Origin of the sequence: Paenibacillus illinoisensis NBRC 15959 (assembly GCF_004000925.1) — a bacterium.
Taxonomy (GTDB): domain Bacteria; phylum Bacillota; class Bacilli; order Paenibacillales; family Paenibacillaceae; genus Paenibacillus; species Paenibacillus illinoisensis.
The window spans coordinates 85080-108284 of the sequence record NZ_BIME01000011.1; the positions used below are offsets into that span (position 1 = coordinate 85080).

At 47.3% G+C, this 23205-nt stretch carries 16 protein-coding genes; 5 read left to right on the plus strand and 11 right to left on the minus strand.

Annotated features, from left to right (window positions below):
* Window positions 1-350: 350 nt before the first annotated feature.
* Window positions 351-1103 carry a nucleotidyltransferase domain-containing protein gene (locus PIL01S_RS23055; RefSeq protein ID WP_127539566.1) on the minus strand — a complete coding sequence of 251 codons (753 nt, stop codon included), beginning with the start codon at window positions 1101-1103 and terminating at the stop codon, window positions 351-353.
* Window positions 1104-1119: 16 nt separating this feature from the next.
* A complete protein-coding gene (locus tag PIL01S_RS23060; RefSeq protein ID WP_127539567.1) occupies window positions 1120-1434 on the minus strand; it encodes a nuclear transport factor 2 family protein in 315 nt (104 codons plus the stop codon).
* 716 nt (window positions 1435-2150) lie between these two features.
* On the opposite strand from PIL01S_RS23060, the gene PIL01S_RS23065 reads away from it, so the two are divergent.
* On the plus strand, window positions 2151-2858 hold the full coding sequence (locus PIL01S_RS23065) for a CAP domain-containing protein (RefSeq protein ID WP_127539568.1): 708 nt from the start codon (window positions 2151-2153) through the stop codon (window positions 2856-2858).
* Between the two features lie 190 nt (window positions 2859-3048).
* Here the strand turns inward: PIL01S_RS23065 and PIL01S_RS23070 are convergent, their stop codons facing one another.
* From PIL01S_RS23070 to PIL01S_RS23105, 8 genes are all read right to left on the minus strand, one after another.
* Complete coding sequence (locus tag PIL01S_RS23070; protein WP_127539569.1) at window positions 3049-3342, minus strand: hypothetical protein; 294 nt, start codon at window positions 3340-3342, stop codon at window positions 3049-3051.
* Between the two features lie 134 nt (window positions 3343-3476).
* Complete coding sequence (locus PIL01S_RS23075; protein ID WP_127539570.1) at window positions 3477-4271, minus strand: hypothetical protein; 795 nt, start codon at window positions 4269-4271, stop codon at window positions 3477-3479.
* Window positions 4229-5287, minus strand: coding sequence for a serine hydrolase domain-containing protein (locus tag PIL01S_RS23080; protein ID WP_127539571.1), 1059 nt, complete (start codon window positions 5285-5287; stop codon window positions 4229-4231). Before PIL01S_RS23080 ends, PIL01S_RS23075 begins: the two co-directional genes overlap by 43 nt.
* Window positions 5288-5788: 501 nt before the next feature.
* Window positions 5789-9397 (minus strand): S-layer homology domain-containing protein, encoded by a 3609-nt coding sequence (locus PIL01S_RS23085; RefSeq protein WP_127539572.1) that lies wholly within the window; start codon window positions 9395-9397, stop codon window positions 5789-5791.
* Window positions 9398-10142: 745 nt separating this feature from the next.
* Entirely contained in the window at window positions 10143-11330 is a 1188-nt protein-coding gene (locus PIL01S_RS23090) for a glycoside hydrolase family 88 protein (RefSeq protein WP_246058525.1), read from the minus strand.
* A gap of 66 nt (window positions 11331-11396) precedes the next feature.
* Complete coding sequence (locus PIL01S_RS23095; protein WP_127539573.1) at window positions 11397-12197, minus strand: polysaccharide deacetylase family protein; 801 nt, start codon at window positions 12195-12197, stop codon at window positions 11397-11399.
* 11 nt (window positions 12198-12208) lie between these two features.
* The gene (locus tag PIL01S_RS23100) at window positions 12209-13351 is read right to left on the minus strand and encodes a serine hydrolase domain-containing protein (RefSeq protein ID WP_127539574.1); all 1143 of its coding nucleotides are present in this window, start codon (window positions 13349-13351) and stop codon (window positions 12209-12211) included.
* A 25-nt stretch (window positions 13352-13376) separates the two neighbouring features.
* Window positions 13377-15350 (minus strand): beta-galactosidase trimerization domain-containing protein, encoded by a 1974-nt coding sequence (locus PIL01S_RS23105; RefSeq protein ID WP_127539575.1) that lies wholly within the window; start codon window positions 15348-15350, stop codon window positions 13377-13379.
* Between the two features lie 140 nt (window positions 15351-15490).
* On the opposite strand from PIL01S_RS23105, the gene PIL01S_RS23110 reads away from it, so the two are divergent.
* Window positions 15491-16378 carry a helix-turn-helix transcriptional regulator gene (locus tag PIL01S_RS23110; RefSeq protein WP_246058526.1) on the plus strand — a complete coding sequence of 296 codons (888 nt, stop codon included), beginning with the start codon at window positions 15491-15493 and terminating at the stop codon, window positions 16376-16378.
* 112 nt (window positions 16379-16490) lie between these two features.
* On the opposite strand, the gene PIL01S_RS23115 is transcribed toward PIL01S_RS23110, so the two are convergent.
* Window positions 16491-17351: a helix-turn-helix domain-containing protein gene (locus PIL01S_RS23115; protein WP_127539576.1), complete on the minus strand. Its 861-nt coding sequence runs from the start codon at window positions 17349-17351 to the stop codon at window positions 16491-16493.
* A 76-nt stretch (window positions 17352-17427) separates the two neighbouring features.
* On the opposite strand from PIL01S_RS23115, the gene PIL01S_RS23120 reads away from it, so the two are divergent.
* The 3 genes from PIL01S_RS23120 (at window position 17428) to PIL01S_RS23130 (ending at window position 23156) form a co-directional block, all read left to right on the plus strand.
* A complete protein-coding gene (locus PIL01S_RS23120) occupies window positions 17428-18090 on the plus strand; it encodes a hypothetical protein (RefSeq protein ID WP_246058527.1) in 663 nt (220 codons plus the stop codon).
* Between the two features lie 30 nt (window positions 18091-18120).
* Window positions 18121-22113, plus strand: coding sequence for a glycoside hydrolase family 2 protein (locus tag PIL01S_RS23125; protein ID WP_127539577.1), 3993 nt, complete (start codon window positions 18121-18123; stop codon window positions 22111-22113).
* Between the two features lie 71 nt (window positions 22114-22184).
* Window positions 22185-23156 carry an alginate lyase family protein gene (locus PIL01S_RS23130; RefSeq protein ID WP_127539578.1) on the plus strand — a complete coding sequence of 324 codons (972 nt, stop codon included), beginning with the start codon at window positions 22185-22187 and terminating at the stop codon, window positions 23154-23156.
* The last annotated feature ends 49 nt before the right edge of the window (window positions 23157-23205 follow it).

The following is a 23205-nucleotide window of genomic DNA, read 5'->3' on the forward strand; positions in this document are numbered from 1 at the left end:
GTGCTCCTCTAAATGAAGGAAGCTGCAGTAAATCTTTAACGGTTACCCCAATTCAACCACCACTTTTTTGTTCAATTCATGCTGCTATGTTTCAATCTGTACGTAATCTGTATCTATAATAGATCATTTCATCCAGCAAGAGTTTCTCTTCGTAAAAGCTTGTTAAAACCAGACTATGATGCTCGGCATAACGAAGCAGCCTAAGATAGCTTTCATTATATAATAGTATAACCCTCGTTATGATAAGTAACCAAGTAAGTTTCTTGGCCAACTGTGAAATATATTGCACAGTCCACTAAGATGCTAAGTCGGGTATCGAGCCGTACCGATATCGCAATTCGTAAACCGCTTTATGATTTTCTCATTGCATTTAGAGCAATCTCAAAATAGCTATATACTTCATCTGCAATTCCCAGAAACTCTTCAACAAGTACATTACTATCCAAGTAACAAGCATACAGATACTCAACTAAAGCGGAGTCAATCTCGCAATACTTTATTATGGCATTCTTCATCTCAATAATGTCATCTTGCCATACACCTGTATCTACTATAACCAAAGAGTATAATGCACGAATTAATCTCTTCGAATACCCTTTAATATATCTAGTTTTCATCGTGTCATCACTAGCAGTAGAAAGTGAACGACGTACACGGTCTACTTCTTCCTTGGTCTCTGTATTTAAGTCTAGAATGAACTCTGGAGAAATAATGATCGGTGGTACTTTTTCACCAATGTCATCACCATATACGCAAACACAGATGATCTTAACCCAAAAACCCCACTCATTCGGTTTATTTAATACATCGTCAATTGAGCAAATGATCGTATCAATCTTAGTAACTATTGGATATTCTTTCAAAAGCCTGTCTTTAATATTTGTCAATCTTTCGTAATCAATATCTTTGGGATTTGCACAGACTATAGTAAAGTCCGCATCTGATTTAAAAGGTGTAGCAGTTCCTTTGGGAATTGAGCCACACATATAAACGCTATGAATCTTACCTTTAAATTCGGTAAGGATCTGATCTATATACTTATCAACCAAATCCTTATATTCACTTTGTATTTCAATTTTATTTATAACTTTTTCTAGTATCATATTGACTCCTCCTAAACTAAGAACTTTTTCGGGCTAACGTTCCCGCATTCACGACGCTTGGCGTATGCCAAGTATGTCCGGCAGCCTCTGCTTTATCTCCTGAGAAAATAATGTTCTTTATTACTTGACGCCTTTGAGAAAACACCTGAATTGACTGCTCTGCTAATGTGCGAAATTCCTGAATCCCCTTTGTGTCCGAATTCACTTCACCTTTAGAAACGTTTCGAAAATGAATATTTTCATTCAAAACTCCTATCATTCCATCAATGTTAAACGTGTTATATGCGCTCAGGTATTTTTCAATAAGATCTTTTAAATTTGAGTTCTCCAAGTCGAATCACACTCCTAGATTTTGATATTACATATTTGTCCTGATTTCAGATAACGTTGTTGTATTCACGAATCCGAGAGGGTTAAAGGAGCGTAGCGACTGGTCCGTCAGGACTTGCCTCTCAGTGGTTGTCGCCTGATTCCGCTCTTATCTTAGGCTGGGGCGTTTGTTGACTGAGATTTCTTCCATGATTATACATCTGTCAATCAAGGGGCGATAGCCCCGCAGCTTGAATACTGTGTTAAACGCAGTTTCTGACTTAATCGAATTATCAAATACTAGCTTTCAGTTTGTTTTATATGATGCAGCATATGGTTTATACTCTATAAAATTGTCTATCCCACCAACGGAGGCGTTTAGTTAAGCAGGACTTCGAAAAGTACACTGTATCTCGCGGCAATAATAAATGAGTAAAATTAGTTTGAATAGATTCTCCCAATTATCCATCGAAATACTCCTTTCATCAGGAATGCCAATGAAATAGATAACATTCATCCCGTGATGCATTTATGACCCGATATGGCCTTCTTTATCCATAACCATTCGCAACACGCTTTGCTTTCCTCGAGACACAAAAAAAGACAAGGCGATCTAAATGGTATTGATCATAAAAAAGTACTGGATAAGGAGAGAACCATATTAGGAATAAGTAAATGGCATACAGGAAAACATAAATCCCGGAACTTCATTAACTAACGGATCTAGGAGGTTGGCAAATGGCAAAGTTTTTCATTTTAACAATATTATTATTGGTGGCAGGCTGTTCGTCCCATAACAATATGATGCAAAAACAAGTGACTCCTGAGCAAAAACAAATTTCAATTCATGATCATGCTGCTGCACCAAACTCTGTCCTCACACAGGCATCATCAACAGCTACATCTAGGCAAGAGGGATCTATTACAACAAAAGAAGCCCAAAATGGAATTCCATTGGATTTGTTGGATCTGATTCGAACACCGGATGGAAATACAGTAAACCAGGCACCTGCAGGAAATCTTGAAAATAAGGAGCCAACAGGACAAGTACAGGAAGGTAAAAAAAATACTACGGATAAAACAGATTTTGAGCAGCAGGTTCTGGATCTGGTCAATCAAGAAAGGGCCAAGACGGGATTAAGTTCCTTGAGTAGGAATGAAGAATTGTCAAATGTGGCTATGGTCAAGGCACAGGACATGTACAACCACAGTTACTTTGATCATAATTCGCCAACACATGGATCCCCCTTCGATATGATGAAGGAATTCGGGATCACATATAATACCGCTGGAGAAAACATCGCAAAAGGGCAAACCACCCCTACCCAGGTTATGAAGGAGTGGATGAATAGCCCTGGCCACAAAGCAAATATACTGAATAATAGTTATACTCATATCGGTATTGCTTATTATAACAACACATGGGTCCAGGAATTTACTGGATAGCGCCTTTCATCTCCCAACAATAAAGTATCAAAAACCCGCAATTTATGTCGGGTTTTTGATACTACAGATCCTGCATACGCCACCAGTTGTTTTGTTTCCTCGAACCGAATAAAAGTAAAGATGAGCACAGCCAGTTCAATAAGAAATTGCCACTCCATATAGCTTTACCAAAGCACACACTACTGATCAATCATGGATAACAGTAGACGATTGAACCGGCTGGTACTTCTTCTGGGGAAATTTCTTTCCCCAAACATATACCGATATTCTTTTTGCCGGCTACAGAATGATTAATTTGAATAGAAACGACTCCATACACTTGCTCTTCCCCGTCCATTTTTTTGATGATAATCTGGTCACCGATCATCTCTTTGATTTTTGACGGAAGTTTTTCATCCAACTCTTCATTGGCCCCCATAACGATGGTTCCGAATTCAGGTGTTTCAAAGACTAAACCAACGCCAAACAACATTTTTGCTTCCATTCTTTGACCACCTTATCCCTGATCTATGAATAACTCACCTTTGAAATCTCACACTCTGAGGGTGGCATTACGAAGTCTAACCTTGGCATCTCTCAATTATGCTTAAGTCATCCTTTTATCTCTTCCCGCTTTTTCTAAACATACAAATTCCAACCCACAACAAAAGCAGCCAAGATAAATGCCGAGATGCCAGACATAATGTACATCACCTTTTGCTTTTTGGCGTAACTACTCTTCCGCAGTTTGTAAATGAGCAAACCAAGATACGCCACTGCCAGGACTACATATAGCAGATTAAACCCTAAATTGATGCGTAATGAAGAATAAGCAGGATAACTTGGAAGTCTGGTAAGGATGATAAAAAGATTGAGTAGGAGCAACCCACCTGTGAAATTAATGGCAAAATAATATTTATCGAAATGGGTTGAAAGATTTCCTCGTTTTTTAAGTTTGTAAAGAAGCATCCGGATTATGTAACCGATCAGAGCACCTAAGCTGAAAATGATGGCTAGCGCAACAGGAATAAGCGATATTGTAATCAAATTCACCTTTAGATTCGATACAGGTAAGTAATCCATGTAAGGAGTATAGGAAATTTTCTCAACAACGCCATGATGCTCGACCACATTATAAACACTACTTAACTCCGCTTTTGAAAATTTGCTTATATCAAGCAGCCTAAATAAATCGGTAAATCTAGAGGCGGGCCGTCTTGCAGATTGAAAATATCCCCCTCCCTCAGAAGTAACCGAATTAACGTATGTGCTGTTACCGAAAATCTTGCTAATAAGTCCATAATAATAGACTTCCTCAAACGCAATGTTTGTCATGACCACCATCCCAAATTTGGATTCTGGATCAAAGACAACTTTGCTTGAAAATCCTTTTAAATTCCCCTCGTGAAGCAGTGTAGGTACCCAATATTCCATCTCAGCGAACCCATGCGCAAATCTGGAATCGAAGTCCCGTCATAATACAAACTGGTTGACAACATTTCGTCTAACGTATCTCTCTTGGCAAATAATACACTGTTATCATCAACAGGCATCAGCGCTGCAAGGAATTTCCCTAAATCTTCAGCTGTCCCCATGGCTGCCCCTGTAGGATAGAACGTTACGTACACTCTGTTCTCAGGGATCAGTTTCAAATCTTTCGTGTACCCTTCAATCTCATTCCTTCTCTGCACGAGGTCTGGACGATCCTGCCCCGTTGGATGAACCGTAGTGTCGTTCATATGAAGCGGTTCAAAAATATGTTGATTAACATATTCATAATAAGGTTGGCCACTTACCAATTCCACGATGTAACCGCCTAGACCAACGCCATAGTTCGAATAACCGACGACGCTATTCGGTTTGTATATCTGTTTCGGCTCGTTTTTACGCAGCGTTTCTCCTAAATCATAATCTTCATTGTCGTTGTAATAATACACTTCGGTCGCTGTTTGATCTTCCCAACCCGCATTATGATGCATCAGGTTCATCAGGGTAATCGGTTCATCGTATTTCAGTTTTTTGAAAAATCCCTCTGGCAGATATTCTATGATATCCGTATCCAGATCAAGCTTTCCTTGTTCAACAAGCTGCATCAGACTCGTATAGACCAACAGTTTAGAGATAGAAGCCCATTCAAAAACAGTGGAGGTATCTGCCTTTCGCTGATTCTCAATATTCGCAAAGCCATATGCCTTATTTACTATGAATTCGCCATCTTTGATCGCCACAACAGAAACGGCAGCGGTATACTTCTCATACGACTCAACATAAGAATCAATGGTTTTCTCTAACTCTGTTAAAGGAATCCTGGATGGTGTTGTCTGAATCTGTTCTTCTTCCGCGTTGACAGGTACCGCACATGCGATAATGACGAGTACGAGTGTCAAAACACAAGCGATTACTTTGTTTACCGTGTGAAAACTACGATCTTTTGGGCGATTTTTCTGCATCAGCAACTCTCCTAATATATAAATGTATGTCACATACTCTATTTTTTACGTATACGTTTTCAAATGAGTTCCCACTAATTTAAGTTATTCTCAAATGCAATTAAACTCCATTCAGGAGAGAGCGCAAAGAATTTAACCTTTTAGGTAAACCTAGATCATGGTACAACACAGCACCTGTACGATGAGCAGCAGAGTGCACGCGCACGCGAGAATCTAATGGACGGATCAGGGCCACAACTTTGCCTGCCAGTATCGAAGCCAGTTCTTCGGACAGCAAGCCGTTCGTCGGTGATAATTCGTAATAGTCTGCTTAGCCTCGGTCAGTTCACCGAAAAGGCTCAGGATGGTCTATTTCATTAAAATCACAACTCATATTGTATAACTGTACACATAAAAATGCCCCCACACTGTAGCAGGTTTAGCTATACACCTGTTAACAATGAGAGGGACAAATCTTAGTCTTACATCTGCTCAGTTTAGAAGCTATGAGCTATTTTGTGGTTAACCCAGCAATTGATCTATCGTTGGATTCTTTCTCAGCATGCGCATGATAACCGTTAAGGCTTCCGCCCTCGTGAGATTGGCGTCCGGTTCAAACCGGTTCTGGCTCTTGCCCTCGAGCAACCCCGCCTTTGCAGCCGCTTCAATGATCTCCTTCGCCCAATGCTTGGGTGCTACATCAACGAATGTGGCAGCATCGCCAGATGGAGTATTCTGAAAAATCAGGATTTTCGAGATCATAGCAGCCATCTCGGCTCGTGTAATCTTGTAATCAGCGTGGAAGGTTCCATCAGAGTACCCGTTGATAACTCCATTGGAAGCAAGAATTTCTATAGAGTCTCGCGCCCAGGAGTTCTGAATATCTCGTAACTCAAACGTTCCGCTTCCTGAACGCAGGGCAAATGCTTTAACAAGAAGTGTGCTGAACTCTGCTCTTGTAATAGAAGCATCCGGTTTAAATCTGCCATCTGGGTAGCCCTTAATTATGCCTATCTTGGCAGCGGTTAAAATATCTTTGGAAGCCCAATGGGACGCCGCGTCCTGGAATGTCACAGCGTTACCGGCCAATGCTTCTTGTATAAAAGCTACGAGCCGATCAGTTTCAACAAGAGCGTGAAAATACTTGGTCTCCTGAACTGGGGGCGTTGAAGAGTCTGTTTCAGCCGGAGTGCTCGTATCGATTGAAGTGCTTGTATTGTTTGGACTGCTCGGAGAGGATCCTGACCCCGAAACTGGCGTACCGGTTACTGTTACGTTTATATCAACCGATTGGATTCCATACACAGCACTGACGACAGTACTGCCCGCTGTCTTACCTGTAACCCTGCCGCTGGTAACATTAGCAATTGACGGATTGCGAACAGTCCAGGTTACCAATGAGGTCACATCTCTTTCCGACTGATCTGAAAAAACAGCTGTAATGGCCACGGATGCAGTCTCTCCGCTCAGTACGTTTAACGTATTTGGAGTAGCCCTTAAACTGCTTAATGCCTGCAAGGTAATGCTCTTTGTTGCGATGCTGCTCATTTTGTCACCATCGCTTACGGTAAAGCTGATCGTGCGCGTCGTCATATTCGTAGAAACTTGTGTGTTTTTGTAAGTAACTGCTCGCAATGTGTTCTGCCACTGCACCAACGTTGCGGTTCCACCTGCGGACGTCAGCGTCAGCACGCCATTAAGTGCATCATAATTCGCCGCAATATTACCCATGCTCGCTCCATCATTCATGAAAGCAAGCACATCTTTTTCCGCGTCGAAACGACTCGTAATGCTAACCGTTGCGCTAGCTAAGGTTGTATTATCCAGGTCGGCTACCGTTACACCGCTGTCAATAGCTGTTGGAGTCGAAGCTCCAGAGATGTAATTAGTCGAACCACCACTTGTGGTCACAATTGGTGTCTGATTGATAGCTGTGACCGTTACAGTTCGTGTCGCTGTATTGCTTGAATTGACGCCGTTCGTAAACGTGAAGCTAACCATACGTGTCGCCGTATTTGGCGTGATCGCCGTATCTGTATAAGTAATTGATCTCAAGGCAGCTTGCCACTCCGCCGACGTTGCAGTTCCGCCCGCTGATGTCAGCGTCAACACACCCGTAACTGCATTATAACTGGCCGTAATGTTACCCATAGTTTGCCTGTCATTGGTGAATCCCAGCACATCTTCTCCAACATGAAGATTACCTGTAATGGCCACTGTTGCGCTTGCAAGAGTAGTACTGCTATCTGCTGTTACCGTTATGCCAGAGTCGATAACGACTGGAGTTGAGGGCGCATTATCCCCAGCCACGAATGAAGCCGAACCGCTACTTGTGGTCAGACTCGGAGGCGTCATCACAGCTACTTGTACTGTATGTGTAACAGCAGCGCTGTTCTTCGTTCCGTCGTTTACAGTGTAGTTAATGTTGCGTTGCCCTGGCGTGGCGCTCGTACTCGAGAACGTAATTCCTCGCAACGCACTCTGCCACTGCGCCAGCGTTGCGGTTGCGCCTGATGATGTCAGCGTCAGCACGCCAGTGAAAGCATCATAACTCGCTGTAATATTTCCCATCGTCGCCCCATCATTGGTGTAAGCCAGTACATCTTTTCCCGCGTCGAAATGGCTCGTAATGCTAACCGTTGCGCTGCTCAATGTCGTATTGTCCAGGTCTGCTATCGTCAAACCGTTGTCCATAGTCACCGGAGTCGAAACTCCAGAAATGTAATTAGTCGAACCACCACTCGTGTTCACGATTGGTGTCTGGTCGGTTTCCGTCACCGTTACAGTTCTTGTCGCCGTACTACTTTTATTGACGCCGTCCGTCACCGTGATGCTAACCGTACGTGTCGCCGTATTTGGCGTGACCGCCGTATCTGTATAAGTAATTGATCTCAAAGCAGCTTGCCACTCCGCCAACGTTGTAATGGCGCCTGCTGATGTCAGCGTTAGCACACCAGTAGATGCATTATAACTAGCTGTTATATTCCCCATGGTCAGCCCGTCATTGATGAAATTCAGTACATCCTCTCCAGCATGAAAATTGCCTGTGATCGCCACTGTTGCGCTTGGAAGCGTAATACCGCTATCTCCGGTTAACATTATGCCGGAGTCGATAACGACCGGAGTTGAGGGCGCATTATCCCCAGCCACGAATGAAGCCGAACCGCTGCTTGTAGTCAGACTGAGAGGCACGATCACTGTTACATCCATAGTATGTGTAGCAGCAGCGCTGGTCTTCGTTCCGTCGCTTACAGCGTAGCTGATGTTGCGCTGCCCTGGCGTGGCACTCGTGCTTGAAAACGTAATTCCTCGCAACGCACTCTGCCACTGTGCCAACGATGCGGTTGCGCCTGATGATATCAGCGTCATCACGCCTGTAGATGCATTATAAGTCGCCGTAATGTTTCCCATGGTCGCCCCATCATTAATGTAAGCCAGTACATCTTTTCCCGCGTCGAAGTGGCTCGTGATGCTAACCGTTGCGCTACTCAAGGTTGCATTGTCCAGGTCTGATACCGTCAGACCGCCGTCAATAGCAACCGAAGTCGAAGTTCCAGAGATGTAATGGGTCGAACCACCACTCGTGGTCACCATTGGTGTCTGGTCGGTATCCGTCACCGTCACCGTTCGCGTAGCCGCACTGCTTGTATTAACGCCGTCCGTCACCGTCATGCTAACCGTACGTGTCGCCGTAATTGGCGTGACCGCCGTATTTGTATAAGTAATTGACCTCAAAGCGGCTTGCCACTGCTCCAACGCTGCGGTTCCGCCCGCGGATGTCAACGTCAGCACGCCAGTGGATACATTATAACTAGCTGTAATATTCCCCATGGTCCGCCCGTCATTAATGAAAATCAACACATCTTCTCCAACATGAAGATTGCCTGTAATCGCCACTGTTGCGCTTTCAAGGGTAGTGCTGCTATCCGCGGTTACCGTTATGCCAGAGTCGATAGCAACCGGAGTTGAGGACGAATTATCTCCAGCCACGAATGAAGCCGAACCTCCAGATACAGACAACACAGGACCCGTGGCTGCAAAAGTGGTCGGTGTAATATAATTACCGAGTCCCGTCTGGAAGGTTAATGCAATGGTAAGCAGGACCATCAATTTGCGTATTACGTTCTTCATTGACTATTTCCCCCGTCATTTAGAGTTAATCCTGAATTTGTAACCATTGCTGTAAGGTAAGCATCAGACTATATCTAGACAATGTGTTCTCATATTCGATGGATACTATATCTCCTTTTTTACTTAGATAAAACCCATTTTGCGACATTCTCGTAGAGAATTCCTGTGCTTTACGAACTATTTTTAGGACTTTAAGCATGTTTTTTCGATTTTTCTTTAGTGTAGTATTGATCTAGCTTTTATAACGTCTGCATTGTGAATTTGGACTATATTAAATCGTATGGAATATAATGTTCCGATGACGAAGCTTACTCTTTTTTTATCTGTCCTCGCTAAAAACTAATAAAACAGGCCACTTTTCCCCCTCCAGAGACAAAAGATGACCTGTCTATACGTCTTGTTAGATAATTCACTAGACTCTCTATGGGTGCAACAGGATTCACCCTCAGCCCCTCCAACCATTCCCAAGACCCGTTGCTCTATGGTCAATATCCCATCCTGCATAAGCTGAGTACTCTGCAGGAAAATGACTCGCTTGTACAGCCGATAATCTCTCAACCGAGATATGATAGGTATATAGGCATTATGATCTCTATAAAAAAGTATGGGACAATGCCCTCTCCCACGGCCCTATCAAAAGAACCAAGTTTGAACGAGGGTCATCATCCCAATGTGTCAGTACGGTGTTTTTTCCAAGCCTCTTATCCATGTTTCCCAATGCTTTATATAACCCATTATTCCAGTTTTATTTCCCGCTACGCTCATACCAATAACCAGGAATATCATGTGCAAGACGCATTAACGCTTCCAGGTAAAAGTAGTCGCCCCAGATCATATAATCATCGGGGGATAAGCCTCCATGGATATGATATGAGCCATGCTCAAGAAAGCCCTCTTCCTCATCGTCACCGATTGTAGCATAGTTGTTGATCAGCGATTCCATGCTTGTTGCCAGCATCTGCTCGAAATACAGACGATCTGAATCAGCAGCAGGCAAATGTGAGATGAGTTCCGCCAGTCCGGCAGCGACGATTGCTGAGGCTGAACTGTCCCGGTAAGTATCCGCAGCTACAGGAGCATTGAAGTCCCAATAAGCAACACTGTCCTCGGGCAAATGTTCAAGGAAGTAGCGGGCCATACGTTTGGAAGTCTCCAGAAACACCTTATTTCCAGTATAACGATAGGATAGCGCAAACCCATATACACCCCATGCTTGCCCCCGCGTCCAGGTCGAACCATTGTTGTAGCCCTGATGTGTCGCACCGCCGATGGGAACACCCGACTTCGCATCGAAGAAAAACGTATGATACGAACTATCATCCCCTCTAACGATATAACGCCGTGTTTTCTCCGCTTGGATCTGTGCTATTTCAGCGTACGTTGAATCACCCGTCTGCTCACTTGCCCAGTATAATAACGGCAGATTAAGCAGGCAATCAATAATAATCCTCCCTGCTTCTTGCTCGTTATCTGTTGCTCCCCACGCTTGAATATAACCGCTGCCGTCACTCGTAGTCCGCCAACGTTTCACTAATACATCAGCTGCAGCCAGAGCCAGCTCCCGAGCACGCTCATCTCCAGCTACAATCCACTGGGCTTTGGCCGATAAGCTGTATAAGAATCCGATATCATGGTGATCCAGGGAGACATGCTGCTCAAGCCGCTGACGTAAACTTGCTACGGCCCCTTCTGCTGCCTTCCGGTAGCGTTCATCGTTTGAATATTCATAGCACAACCACAATATCCCCGGCCAGAAGCCATCTGTCCAGTCGTCGTTATCATTCAAAATATAAGTTCCATTCAGACTGACATGGGGAAACCGGGACCCGAACTTATCCATATTGTTTAGCGTTTTCGATAGAATGTCCTCAATGGCTTGTATATAACGTTGTTTTCCTTGTAATTTCGTTGTTTGCATGCCCTCGGTAGACATCGCACTTCAGTCCTCTCTTCATCTATTAGGAGAAATGATCCAGAGAATGACAGCAAAAAAGGATCATCAACCGAGCTCGGTCAATTGGCCTGCCGCAAGCTCTACGACGTCCGTTTCCACGCTTACCCATACACTTTGTGCAGATGGATTATGGACGATCCGGTAATCTGCCGAGAATCGGAGCTGCCGCAATGCATGCATATACGAAACAATTTCAGCATTCGTAGCAAACCAGATGTTTTCGTTTCCGGCAACGAGTTCTCCAAATCGATCGATCAGCTCCCAGTTGTTGTCGTTCTCAAATTCATAGCTGTGCCCCCACACATACAGCAATGCCATCTTGGTATGCCTCTGCTTTAAAGCAAGTAACTGCTGCGCGTACTCCACCATTTGCCGATAATGGCAGGTCGGATGCCATCTCAGGAAGTCTGAAGGCATATTGAATCCGAACTCGTTTGCTGCTGTCCGGGCATACTCTATTCCCAGCGAAGGCAGCAGCGAGACAAGCTGGTCGTTATATGTACCAAAAGGGTAGCTCATCCCCCGCACAGGATAACCAACCAGAGCCTCCAATCCCTTTCGGTCCTCCGTAATTTCCTGAACCATTTGTTCGACCGGGGACTGATCGAGAAAAGGATGGCTGACGGTATGTGCAGATACTTCATGCCCTGTGAACAGGGGACGTATCTCCTCCCTTGTAAGAAATCCTTCTTTTCCGAGCGTACCGCTGTTTAGGTGAAACGTGCCTTTGAGGCCATATTCATTAAACTTCCCGACCAGTCTCCTGTCATGAATCTTCCCATCATCAAAACTCAGAGTGATGGCCTTATGCACCCCACCCGGAAAGCGATCATATCGAATTCTCATGCCAATTCCTCCTAACGTTGGTTCAAGCAAGCGTATACGAGATTTCTCAAGCGTGGATGCACATAGGGCTCTTGATTGTTCAACATATGCTGCGCATACATGACGGTCAGCTGAGAGGACGGGTCTATGATCGCCAGAGCACCGGCTGCGCCGCTCCAGCCAAATTCACCAAGCGGACTGAGCGACCCGCTGGTCTGTTTGGAGCAATGGGTGCGAACACCGAGCCCGTAACCATACCCCGCAAGCTGCGACCACGTGAAATGACTTCGGGTTGCCTCTGTCAAATGATCCGTTCTCATGAGATTCACCGTCTCGGGTGCCAGGATTCGAACGCCTTCGGGACTTGTTCCTTGATGGGTAAGTGCATTCAGAAAGACGGCGTAATCATTCACTGTGGAGTATAACCCGGCACCGCCGCTCTCATATTCCGAACCGATCCGGTAATCGTTCCCCTCCTTGCGAATAGGTGTGCTTAAAGACTCGCTATATTCATACTGTGGAGCCAAGCGGCATTGGTTCTCTTCCGATACATCGAAGCCGGTATCACGCATCCCGAGCGGGCCGGTAATTTCATCCCGAACATAGGCGCCGAACCGTCTTCCGTCCACGGCTTCGACCACAGCGGCAAGAACGTCATGGCTTAAACTGTAGCTCCACCTCGCACCCGGTTCGAACAACAGCGGTTCTTCGGCGATGGCCGCCGCAACTTCGCGGGTTGGCGCTCTGCCGCCTGTGCGTCTTACGACTTCCAGGATCGAAGGGGAACGGATATCATAAGAGAGCCCGGCCGACATGGTAAAGAGATCACGTACCCGGATCGCTCTCTTGGCTTTCTCCAATACCATTTCACCGCTCGGCAAGGTCACTTTCACGGCCATCTCGCCATATTCGGGAAGATAGTCCGACAACGGGTCATTTAACAGGAGCATTCCCTTTTCTACCAGCTGAAGGGCTGCCGTACAGGTCAGAATTTTGGTCAGTGAATACAGCCGAATGATCTGCGTATCGTGGATGGGAATACGTTCTTCCAAGTCAGCATAACCGCTGCTGTAGCGGAAGACCTCTTGATTACGGTGCAAAACCAAAACCTCTGCCCATGGAATACGCCAATCTGTTAGGCGGTCGATAAATACTGATAGCGGTTTGAAGTCCATCGCTTTGCTTCCTTCCTGTCTTCATTCACTCGTAATCGATAACTACCATCTGATGGCATTCAAGCTTTGGAACGGTGTAGCTAACCGAACCTTTCTCCCACTTAAAGGGAATGGACTGAACCTGCGGCGCCAAATACACATTCTTCACTTGATGGGGAGTCCGGATGGACACCTCAACATTATATAGGGGGATGATATCCTCAATCACTTCGATCTGTTTGCCACGGCGGACCGGGGACGCATACAGCAAATGGTGGACCAGCCTTTTCTCTTGCTTTTGATCCTGCAGGGTGGTTACGCCCTGGGCAGGCAGATCGGTGTTTAGCGTTTTATTAGGCAAGAGGCGGTTCAGCGCATACAGGATCGTCTCTTTCAGGATCAGACTTCCTTGGTTCGCATAATCCTCGAACACATTCCAGGCCAGATAGATGCCGCTGGCGCTCTCTACCATGCCCGGTCCGCCATAGACATCGCTGCTTGGCGTATGCTGGTGCGAGCAGAAGGTAAAGACATCGCGGTTAAAATACGGGTCTTTCCTGCTTCCTAGCTCCGTTCCGCCGGCAAGTTCGAGCTTCTGGCCCTCCGTATACATGACAAAGGAAGCTTCCCCCAGGCTCGCAGGCTTGAACAACGGATGAAAAAAGTCCGGACGGTATGGATTCACTCCTGCATATCTCACTCCAAAATCAATGGCAAAGGACGTGCCGTCTTGGTCCAGACCCGACCAGCCTGTGGCGAGAACCTTACCTCCCTGCTGCAAAAAGAAATCCAGCTTATCCTTCAGCTCGTCATTCACCGCCACATAATCCGGTAAAATAAGCACCTGATAATTCGAAAAATCATACTCCGTATCAATCACATCAAATAGGATATTGCCCTCCAGCAGCATGCGTACAGCCCCTGCATCCGAATCGTTCCGACTTGCGTCTTCCTTGGCTTTAGGGTGCACGCCCGCTGCTTCCAAGGACAACAACGCTACATCCGCAACGTTCGCGGCATTCACACACCATGCTTCCTTACTTTCGACTTCACGGTAGGCCACACCGATCAATTCATAGGTTGCCGGATCCATAAGGCCGTCAGGCTGAAGCTGATCCCCAATTGAACATTTTGCACCATTTGCAAGACTGAGAGCGGTTTCATACCGAAGTGCATTTGGATGTTTATATCCGCCGAATTCTCCCCACGCGGTATGAAATTTCCCGGTCATGCCAAGAAATTCGAATCCGAGCGTTTGTACGTACCTGGCCGAAAGAGGAAAATGGTCATAACCCCATCCACCTGTAGGCAGCGACTCCAGTTCCAAATGGGTATTCATTGCAGCCAAATCGCGACGACCACGCTTGATATGTCCGCCATTATGGAAAATGGGCAGACCTGGTTTTATCGATTCCACCGTTTCCTTCACCCTGGCTGTGTAATTGGCATATGTGCTCTCCCATAGGCTCTTCATCGCTTCCTCGTTGCGAGGGTCATCCCCCTTACGTCGTATGGTATCCACACAGTTATGACAGTAACATTTGCGTATACCCACAATATCGAGAAACAATCCGTCTACATCATACCGGAGCATAACCTCCCGAATCTGTTCGATCAGGATATCGAGATAAGGAGAGTTCATGCAAAACTGATGATAGCCTGGCTGCATGAAGCCTTCAGCCCAATTCGTTCGATCATTCATGTCACGGATCAGCCACTCGGGATGACGCCGGGCTAGCTTTTCATCCAAACCTGCCGAAAGATACACTGGTGTTTTTACGTTGATTTCATGAGCTGCCTCGATCTGAGCCGCAAGCAAATCGAAGCTTAAACCCGGATGAATCTCGTTGGCCTCCGAAGAATGATACGCCCAGCCATGGTGGCACTTGGAGAACACGGTAATGGAGTCAACATGCCCCAGCTTCAACATGTCTTGAAACTGCCTTTTGTCAAAACGGTCCCCAATAGAAACAATGGCTTCCGAGGTATGGAAATCCAGATGGACTTGACGGAATCGCATGATTTCGCTTCCTTTCTCGTTCATATATCCCTAATATAGGCCTTCCAGCATTGAACGAATAGGTGTAAAGACGACTTTTTATAGCACAATTCCGACCATTCGCAATTCAGTGCATGATACAATAGGTGCATCATGAAGTAATGGAAAGGGCTGGCCGTATGAATTGTCTGGAGCTAACCATCCCCCCACTTCCGCAATTAGTGACGATTGGTCACTCCATCTGGAATCCGGGACAGCAGCACCTGAGCCGTTCGTTTAACTTGTATGACATGCTCTTTGTAATGAAGGGTACCTTGTACATGACGGAAGATGATGTGCCATTCGAAATCACAGCAGGCTCCTTGCTTGTGCTTGAGCCAAACCGTCTGCATGTCGGGCACCGCCCTTGCGAAGAAGAAACGGAAATATACTGGCTCCACTTGGCCCACCCTGAGCCTGTCCGAACGATGGACAGCGGACATATTCCATGGTCGACCCCCTTCGCGAAAGGCTCCAACCTGGATGTCACTCCGCACCGGCAGGTCATGTACATTCCCAAATTCACAAGCCTGCACACCCCAAGCATTCTTCCCTACCTGCAGCGAATGATGGAGCTTCACCTAAGCTTGTCGCCCGCAACGTCCTTGCCGCTGCAGGGGCAGCTCGCTGGCTTGTTGACCGAACTGCAGTCGGCTATGCGTCTGCAATATGCTCCCCGTTCGAGAATACTGTGTGATCAAACGATAAGCTATCTCGAAGAGCATATTACCCGTCCCTTTGATGCGAAGCATATGGAAGAAACGCTCCATTTCCATGTAGACTATCTCTCCCGCTGCCTGAAGAAATACACAGGGCTGAGTCCACTTCAATACCTGCACGAGCTGCAGATGAATAAAGCTAAATCTCTTTTGGAAAATACGAGCCTTCCCGTATCCGAGATCGGTGTGCTGATCGGGATCGAGAATGCCAATTATTTTATTCGCTTATTCCGAAAAAAGCTGGGAATGACACCCGGTCAATATCGCAGCACCCGCTTGGGCCGCACATGACAAAAACAGCAGGAACGTAATCGTCCCTGCTGTTTTCTTATGAGCTCATATTGTTTTGTTATGAGTTCCTATTGTTTTCCTATGAGTCTCTGTTGTTTTCTTATCAAGACGTTTAGACGTGTTTCTCCCGATATTCCGTAGGCGTACACAGGTAAACCTTCTTGAACTGGCGGGCGTAATAATTCTGGTCCCGGAAGCCGCTCTCTTGAGCCACTTGCAAAATGGACAAATTGGGATTACGCAGAAGCGTACAGGAATAATCCAGCCTCCGCCGGATCACATAGTCCATGGGCGTTGTTTGGAAGTTCCTTGCGAACTCGCGAAGAAACTGCCTTTTGGACAAATACGCCCTTTCCGCTAGCATATCCAGATTGAGCGGCTCCTGAAAGTGTTCCTCCAAGTACGTAATGGACTCGGCGATTCGCAGCGCTTTATTCTGAGGCCACCCGTTGTTCGCCACATAATAACGGGAGAGCACACCCATGAGTGCCGTAAAGTAGGAGCGGATCATCATTCGGTAACCTTCTGGCTTCTGATCATGCTCATCCAGGATGACGTCAAGCAGACCGGTGACCTGCCGCAGCTGTTCATCATTCAGGGTAAGCATTCCTTTGAAGTTCATTTCCTTCCGGTAGAACGGCTCGAAATAAAATAATGCCTGGAAGCCAGCCATCAGCTTCAGTTCCTGCAGCTGAGTCATCTGGTCAGGATGAAACATGACGTTGACGTACTCGATATGATCCACGTCTTTATAGCCGTGAGACACATTGCCATGGATGAAGAACACCTGCCCGGCGGAGATCGGATACTCCCTTCCTTCGATAATGTGCGTTGCGGTACCTCCAAGAATAACAACGAGCTCGGAATAGTCATGCTGGTGGACATCAAAGTCATGAGTTAGAGGGCATTTCTCGATGCGAAAAATAAAATCCGTTTCCAGCCCCAGGTCCAGATAATGGCTTTTTCTATTCATGTCGCTATTATGCTAAAGAAGGTCACTATCGTCAAGGAATCCTGAAGCCAATTACAGTAACATGGGGATAAAAGACATGAAACTGAGGTGGCTTATGTACCGCTATCATTTCCGTGCGCAGTGCCGCGAGAATATGGACCCGAAGCAATTGTTCCGCGAAGCATTACCCGTACTCCAACTTCAAACCCGGATGAAGGAACTCGAGGCCTGTCAACTTAGTCTGTTCCATTTCGGGACACAGCTGTTTCTTTATTATGAAAGTCCGGTCCAATCGGTTGATCCTCATGAACTGTTCGCTCACTGTGAAGACGCTTTGGAAATTTGGCCCGGAATGAGCAGTGCTAGAAGGTGGGTACCGATGATCGATATTTTTCACTATCACAAGCCGGTCAGCGAGAAACAATGGTTAAGACAAAACGCTTCGGCCCGGCCTTATGCCAGAATCGCCCATCTCAAGCCGGATCAGGTCGCCAGTTATGTCTTTTACCATTACCAATACCAGGAGGAGAAGCCGGGGGATGGCGATAAGTACGGTTTGATTGCCCTGCATGAGAATCTGATGTTCTTCTACTCGGAAGATCCAGCAACCATCGAGAAGCCGTCCTATTCAGGCAAGCTCTCCACATCCCATACGCCGCCTGATTGGGCGGGAACGATGGAGCCTCACTTCATACCCTGGGATTCGTCCGATGGGAGCTCCCGGATCTGGCTGGAAATTCCGCTCGTTATACGGGCATAACGAATGTCAAACGAAAGGAGTATTCCTACCATGCGAACTCAATATTGCTTAAACGGTGAGTGGAATTTCATGCCTTTGTATGAGCAGGGCACTGGCTTCGGGCTTCCTGGAGAGCTAGTTTACGAAGAGCAGAAGGTTCAAGTTCCCTCCAGCTGGAGAAGCTCCTACGAAAGGCTGCCGGGAAAGAACTTCGGGATCATTCCTGATTACGAATATGCTCCTTATGATGTATTTCAGTATCCGAAAGAATGGTCCCAAGCGGAAGCGGGAGTTCTTCACCGGTCATTCCGGGTGCCTCCATCCATGAATGAACCAGGAACACGTATCTTCCTCCGTATGGACGGAATCATGCAAAAGGCTGCCGTATATTTGGACCATCAGCTCGTGGCTATATGGGAAGATGGTTACCTGCCGCTTCTCGTGGACATCACCGAATGGGTCAAAAAGGATACAGAGCACGATCTTCATGTGGTCTGCGGCAGCTTTGACAAGGTCGAGATTCCTTCAGGTCAACAAAAAATCACGGGCCTTGCAGGCTCGTGGTTCGGTTCGATTGCCAGAGGGACATGGCAGGACGTATATCTGGAAAGTCGGCCGGAGATCTCGCTTGCCGATGTAACGATCCGAACGTCGGTACGGGAGAATCGGCTGGACGTAGATGCTGAAGTAATCCATCCCTTGGCTTCCTCCTTGAAGACATCCCACAAGGCTATTCTTCATGTGCGCGAGAACAGTGATTCGACATCCTCCCCTATCCTTCAAGCTGAAACTGACGTGTTAGCCGTAAGCGGCCAAGGGGTTTCGAGCCGGCTGACGTTCCGCCTGGATTGGGAGGACGCCAAGTACTGGAATCCGGAGCAGCCTTTCTTGTACAGCTTGGAGCTTGTGCTCCTGGACGGTGAACGGGTTATCGACCGGGTGGTACAGCCATTCGGCTTCCGTGAGATCTGGACAGAGGGTTCGCAGTTTATCCTTAACGGTACGCCCATGAACTTGCGCAGTGACTCCTGGCATTTCCAGGGTGCCATTCAACAAACGCAGGAGTACGTACGCACCTGGTATGGGATGTGCAAGGAGGCAGGAGTTAACTGTGTTCGTCTGCATGCCGCGCCTCATCCGACCTATTATCTGGATATCGCCGATGAGATGGGCATGCTGATTGTGGATGAAACGGCCATTTACGGTTCGAGCAAATCCATGCCTGCAGATCATCCCGATTATATCGCGAACTGCACAGCCCATGTCCGCAGACTGGTAGAGCGTGACCGTAATCATCCATCCATCATCCTGTGGAGCTTGCAGAACGAGATGCGCTGGGTGGACGGCCGCGATATATTCAAGCAGCATATGCCTTCCATGATGAACCTCATTCGTGAGTTAGATCCAACCCGCCCGATCATTGCAGAAGGCGATAACCGTCTGCTTCCCAAAGAACTCACGGAGGTGGAGAGCAGGCACTATAACATAGACGGCACCATCGACGCGTGGGATCGGAAGGTGCCTCTCGTGTTCGGAGAGCATGGCGGCTGGTGGTATGTCTGCCCCCAGAACAGCAGCATGTACGTAGGTTTGACCGCGTATCGAAACACGGATGAATGTATCAAAGGTCTGGCCGAGAAGGAGCGGCTGTTCGTGGAATATGCGAGGCGACAAGGCGTTTCCGGAATCTCTACCTTCAACTTCGCCCATTATTTCATGCGGGCCATGCCGGAGCGCGATGTTGTGCTTCCTCCATCCGCTCCAGATACGCCGGGGCCGAAACCAAAAGTCATTCCCAAATACGCGCTAACGCTCAATAACGGTCTTCTTCCGAAGGAATATCCGCTTTATATGAAGAACCCGTCCTTCCCGATCATGGAGGCCTCTTTCAAGCCAGCTACCATGATACCGGCAGAATACAATCGTTCCTTCTTCGATGATAAGCCGATTTCGAGAAGCTTCGATGTCTATAACGATACGTTCCATTCAAGTAAGACTCGGATTGAATGCGAAGTACGTCAGGAAGGCAGACTCCTTCACCAGGAACTCTTCCTGTTCAACCAAGAACCGGCGATTCATGAGATCGTGACCGTAACCTGGAAACCTGAGCCTGTTAAGGATGTAACAGCTATACACGTTCATGCTTCAATGTTTCACGGCGAAAAGCTCGTTCATGAGCTGAATTTGAAGTACAAACTGTATCCCTCACACTATAAGACCACCCCTGTCTCTATAGGCCGACCTGTGGTCTACATAGGCCGGAGCGAGGATTTCGATTTGATGAACAGCCTTGTCCCGGAATGCAGCCAAATCCGGCTTGAACAGCTTGGTGAGCTTTCCCCCACTCACCTCGTCGTTGCAGGCAGCGGACTGGAGGATGAGGACGGACAACTGGAGATCGCGCTCCAGGATTATGTACGGAGGGGCGGGCGTCTTCTCCTATTGGAGCAGCTGCATCTGTCTCTGGGTCATTTGACGATTTCGCGGCAGGATTTCATCCGAGCCCAAGCGGGCAGTTATGACCATCCCATCCTTCAGGGCTTGGACAATGATGATTTGATGTATTGGCACGAAAAGATCCGTGAGGATGGCCCTCCTCCGATCATCCACGCCGCTTTCGAGAAACCGATCAAGGGCAGCTTCAATATGATCCTGGAATGCAGCGCAGGGGATTTTGGAGATGGCGGGGATCTGTGGTCCCCTCTTCTGGAATACCGGGATGGCAGCGGTCTCTTCATCGCTAATCAACTGCAGCTCATGGAGCACTTCGATACAGTCCCAGCGGCCTGCTGCTTGCTTCGCAACATGCTCGCTTATGCAGGAAACGTCGACACGATATCGATCCGAACGGGTGCATGGGTTGAACCGGGAGAAAAAGCAGAGCATTTCCTGCGGTCCCTTGGCCTTTCCTTCGACGTGCTCGGAAATATCACGAGCAGCCTTCTCGGGACATATCAACTTATTGTCGTGGAGCCAAACCTCCTGTTAGATTCGAATTCCATAGCCCTGTTGAATGAATATGTTTGGCAGGGGGGTAAACTCGTCATCCTTCCCGCTGCTCCAGGTCATGAAGCCTCCCTTTCTGCTCTGTTGAAGCGCCCTGTCTCGATCCTGAAGCATGAAACATACCACTTGGAGGCGAATTACGATAGGCCTGCGGTCCAAGGATTAAGTCCGGTTGACCTGTTCGGTTTCGACAAGGTTTTTCTCTCACCCAGAGAAGTCGTTAATCGTCCCTTGGCCTCTTACCGTCTGGATACGACCGATACAGCAGTACTATGTGCAAGCGTAGAAGGGACTGCGTGGAAGGATTATTTTGTGCATGGGCATACGTCGGAATACAGCAGGCTGGCATTGGTGGAGCTAAACCGGGATCATCAGCGTCCTGCCGGGAGTTTCGTACTGCAAGTGGAACAGGAACAAGGATGTATCATTTTATCTCAACTTCTCCTAGAACCGGATTCCGCCAAGTCCATACGCTTATATAGCCGACTCTTGGCCAATCTGGGGGCTGCCATAGACGACGGTCTTCTTCACAGATCCAAAACAGACGCGCACTGGTCCGTTGAAAAGGTCATGGCCCTGCCTTGCAAGCCTTGGGTCAATTACGAGGCGATGAAGGCCTATTATACGGACCCGGAATTCTCGCTGAACAATCTGGGCGAGGGGCTCTACGGCTGGATGCTCAAGAAAGAACGAAGCTCTTCGGACGGTGCCTTTCTTATCCAGGATCCTGGGGATGAGCGCTGGTTCCTCAGCTGTTTCGTTCATGGTTTGGACCCTTCATGCAATCCGGTCGATGGTATCCTTCGAGGTAAGCTTCAAGTTAACACGAACTGCGAATATGAGATTTATCTGAACGGAAGCCGTGTTCCCGATCCGGAGAAGCATATTGAACTGCGTGCCGGTATTAATCGTCTGATCGCCATCGTGCAAGGATCCGGGGAGGACATCCGGTTCGGTATGGTATTTAGGAACGCAGACGGTTCATACATGAGGCATCTTCAATATCGTCTGACCTTGGATGATGTAGAGCCCAAATAGGTTTACTTTTCGTATCTGATACTGCGATAAAGATATTGAAGAATCATTCCATTTCAGAAGAGGTAGGTTGCATGCATATGAAACATCCAACTGCACTTGAAGTTCTTCTTGATCAAGCAAACGAGAGTCTATCTGCGAACAGTCATGCGATTGCCACTTGGGATATTCCCGGCTTTTACCAGGATACGGAGGGGCACACGCTCGCGAAGCAGCGGATGGAGAAGGACGCCCAGACGGCCTATACGACTGCACTGGCCTACCGGCTGACAGGAACAGCTGCTTATGCAGACAAAGCGAAGGAAATCATCATGGGCTGGGCAGTGGTCAATCGGGAGATTACAGGTGCGGACGGACCATTGGTATCCGCCTATCTGGGGGTTGGACTCATACTTGCGGCGAATGAAATCAAAGAATGCGTGGACTGGAGCAAAGAAGAGCAGAGTATCTTCACCCAATGGATGACCCAGGTGTGTCTGCCGGAGTGGGATCGAATCCCTCTCCGCAACAACTGGTGGAGCTGGAGTTTGTATGCCCAATTAGCGCTGTATCGTTTTATGGATGATAAGCTTCGTTTGGCAGAAGAGGTAACTGCTCTCAAAGAACATCTCGACCACTCCCTCTCCATCGAAGGGTTCATTCCGGAAGAAGCTTCCAGAGGCAAGCATTCCGTGTGGTATCATTATTTCGCTCTCGCTCCGGTAACGGCCGCCGCCAAGCTCGCCCTCGACACGACGGGAGAAGATTTGTTCCGCTGGGTCTCACCGGGCGGTAAAAGCCTCCAGTATGCTGTCGAACAATTCTTTCATTATGTTAACGGGCATCTGAAGGAATGGCCCTATGACGATAATCCAATCTTCCCGGCACAGCTCTCTGCAGGGACATGGCCCCTTGATCTGGTTGAGGCGATGGCGAACATCTATCAGAATCCGGACTTTGAACGTTTTGTCGCCCCTTACCGTCCGATCACGGGCAATATCAATATCAACAGCGGCCTTTATCATTCTTATGCCTGGATCTATCCCGAGCTGCAATTTCAACTTTAGCTATAAGAAAAAGCCTTTCCGGATATGATCGGAAAGGCTTCTTTCTGTG

Excerpts from the sequence above, each read along its gene's own strand:
- PIL01S_RS23075 (WP_127539570.1), bottom strand. The coding sequence starts at position 4,271 with ATGGAATATTGGGTACCTACACTGCTTCACGAGGGGAATTTAAAAGGA.
- PIL01S_RS23125 (WP_127539577.1), top strand. The coding sequence starts at position 18,121 with ATGCGAACTCAATATTGCTTAAACGGTGAGTGGAATTTCATGCCTTTG.
- PIL01S_RS23085 (WP_127539572.1), bottom strand. The coding sequence starts at position 9,397 with ATGAAGAACGTAATACGCAAATTGATGGTCCTGCTTACCATTGCATTA.
- PIL01S_RS23105 (WP_127539575.1), bottom strand. The coding sequence starts at position 15,350 with ATGCGATTCCGTCAAGTCCATCTGGATTTCCATACCTCGGAAGCCATT.
- PIL01S_RS23095 (WP_127539573.1), bottom strand. The coding sequence starts at position 12,197 with ATGAGAATTCGATATGATCGCTTTCCGGGTGGGGTGCATAAGGCCATC.
- PIL01S_RS23070 (WP_127539569.1), bottom strand. The coding sequence starts at position 3,342 with ATGGAAGCAAAAATGTTGTTTGGCGTTGGTTTAGTCTTTGAAACACCT.
- PIL01S_RS23100 (WP_127539574.1), bottom strand. The coding sequence starts at position 13,351 with ATGGACTTCAAACCGCTATCAGTATTTATCGACCGCCTAACAGATTGG.
- PIL01S_RS23055 (WP_127539566.1), bottom strand. The coding sequence starts at position 1,103 with ATGATACTAGAAAAAGTTATAAATAAAATTGAAATACAAAGTGAATAT.
- PIL01S_RS23115 (WP_127539576.1), bottom strand. The coding sequence starts at position 17,351 with ATGAATAGAAAAAGCCATTATCTGGACCTGGGGCTGGAAACGGATTTT.
- PIL01S_RS23065 (WP_127539568.1), top strand. The coding sequence starts at position 2,151 with ATGGCAAAGTTTTTCATTTTAACAATATTATTATTGGTGGCAGGCTGT.
- PIL01S_RS23130 (WP_127539578.1), top strand. The coding sequence starts at position 22,185 with ATGCATATGAAACATCCAACTGCACTTGAAGTTCTTCTTGATCAAGCA.
- PIL01S_RS23120 (WP_246058527.1), top strand. The coding sequence starts at position 17,428 with ATGAAACTGAGGTGGCTTATGTACCGCTATCATTTCCGTGCGCAGTGC.
- PIL01S_RS23090 (WP_246058525.1), bottom strand. The coding sequence starts at position 11,330 with ATGTCTACCGAGGGCATGCAAACAACGAAATTACAAGGAAAACAACGT.
- PIL01S_RS23110 (WP_246058526.1), top strand. The coding sequence starts at position 15,491 with ATGGAAAGGGCTGGCCGTATGAATTGTCTGGAGCTAACCATCCCCCCA.
- PIL01S_RS23080 (WP_127539571.1), bottom strand. The coding sequence starts at position 5,287 with ATGCAGAAAAATCGCCCAAAAGATCGTAGTTTTCACACGGTAAACAAA.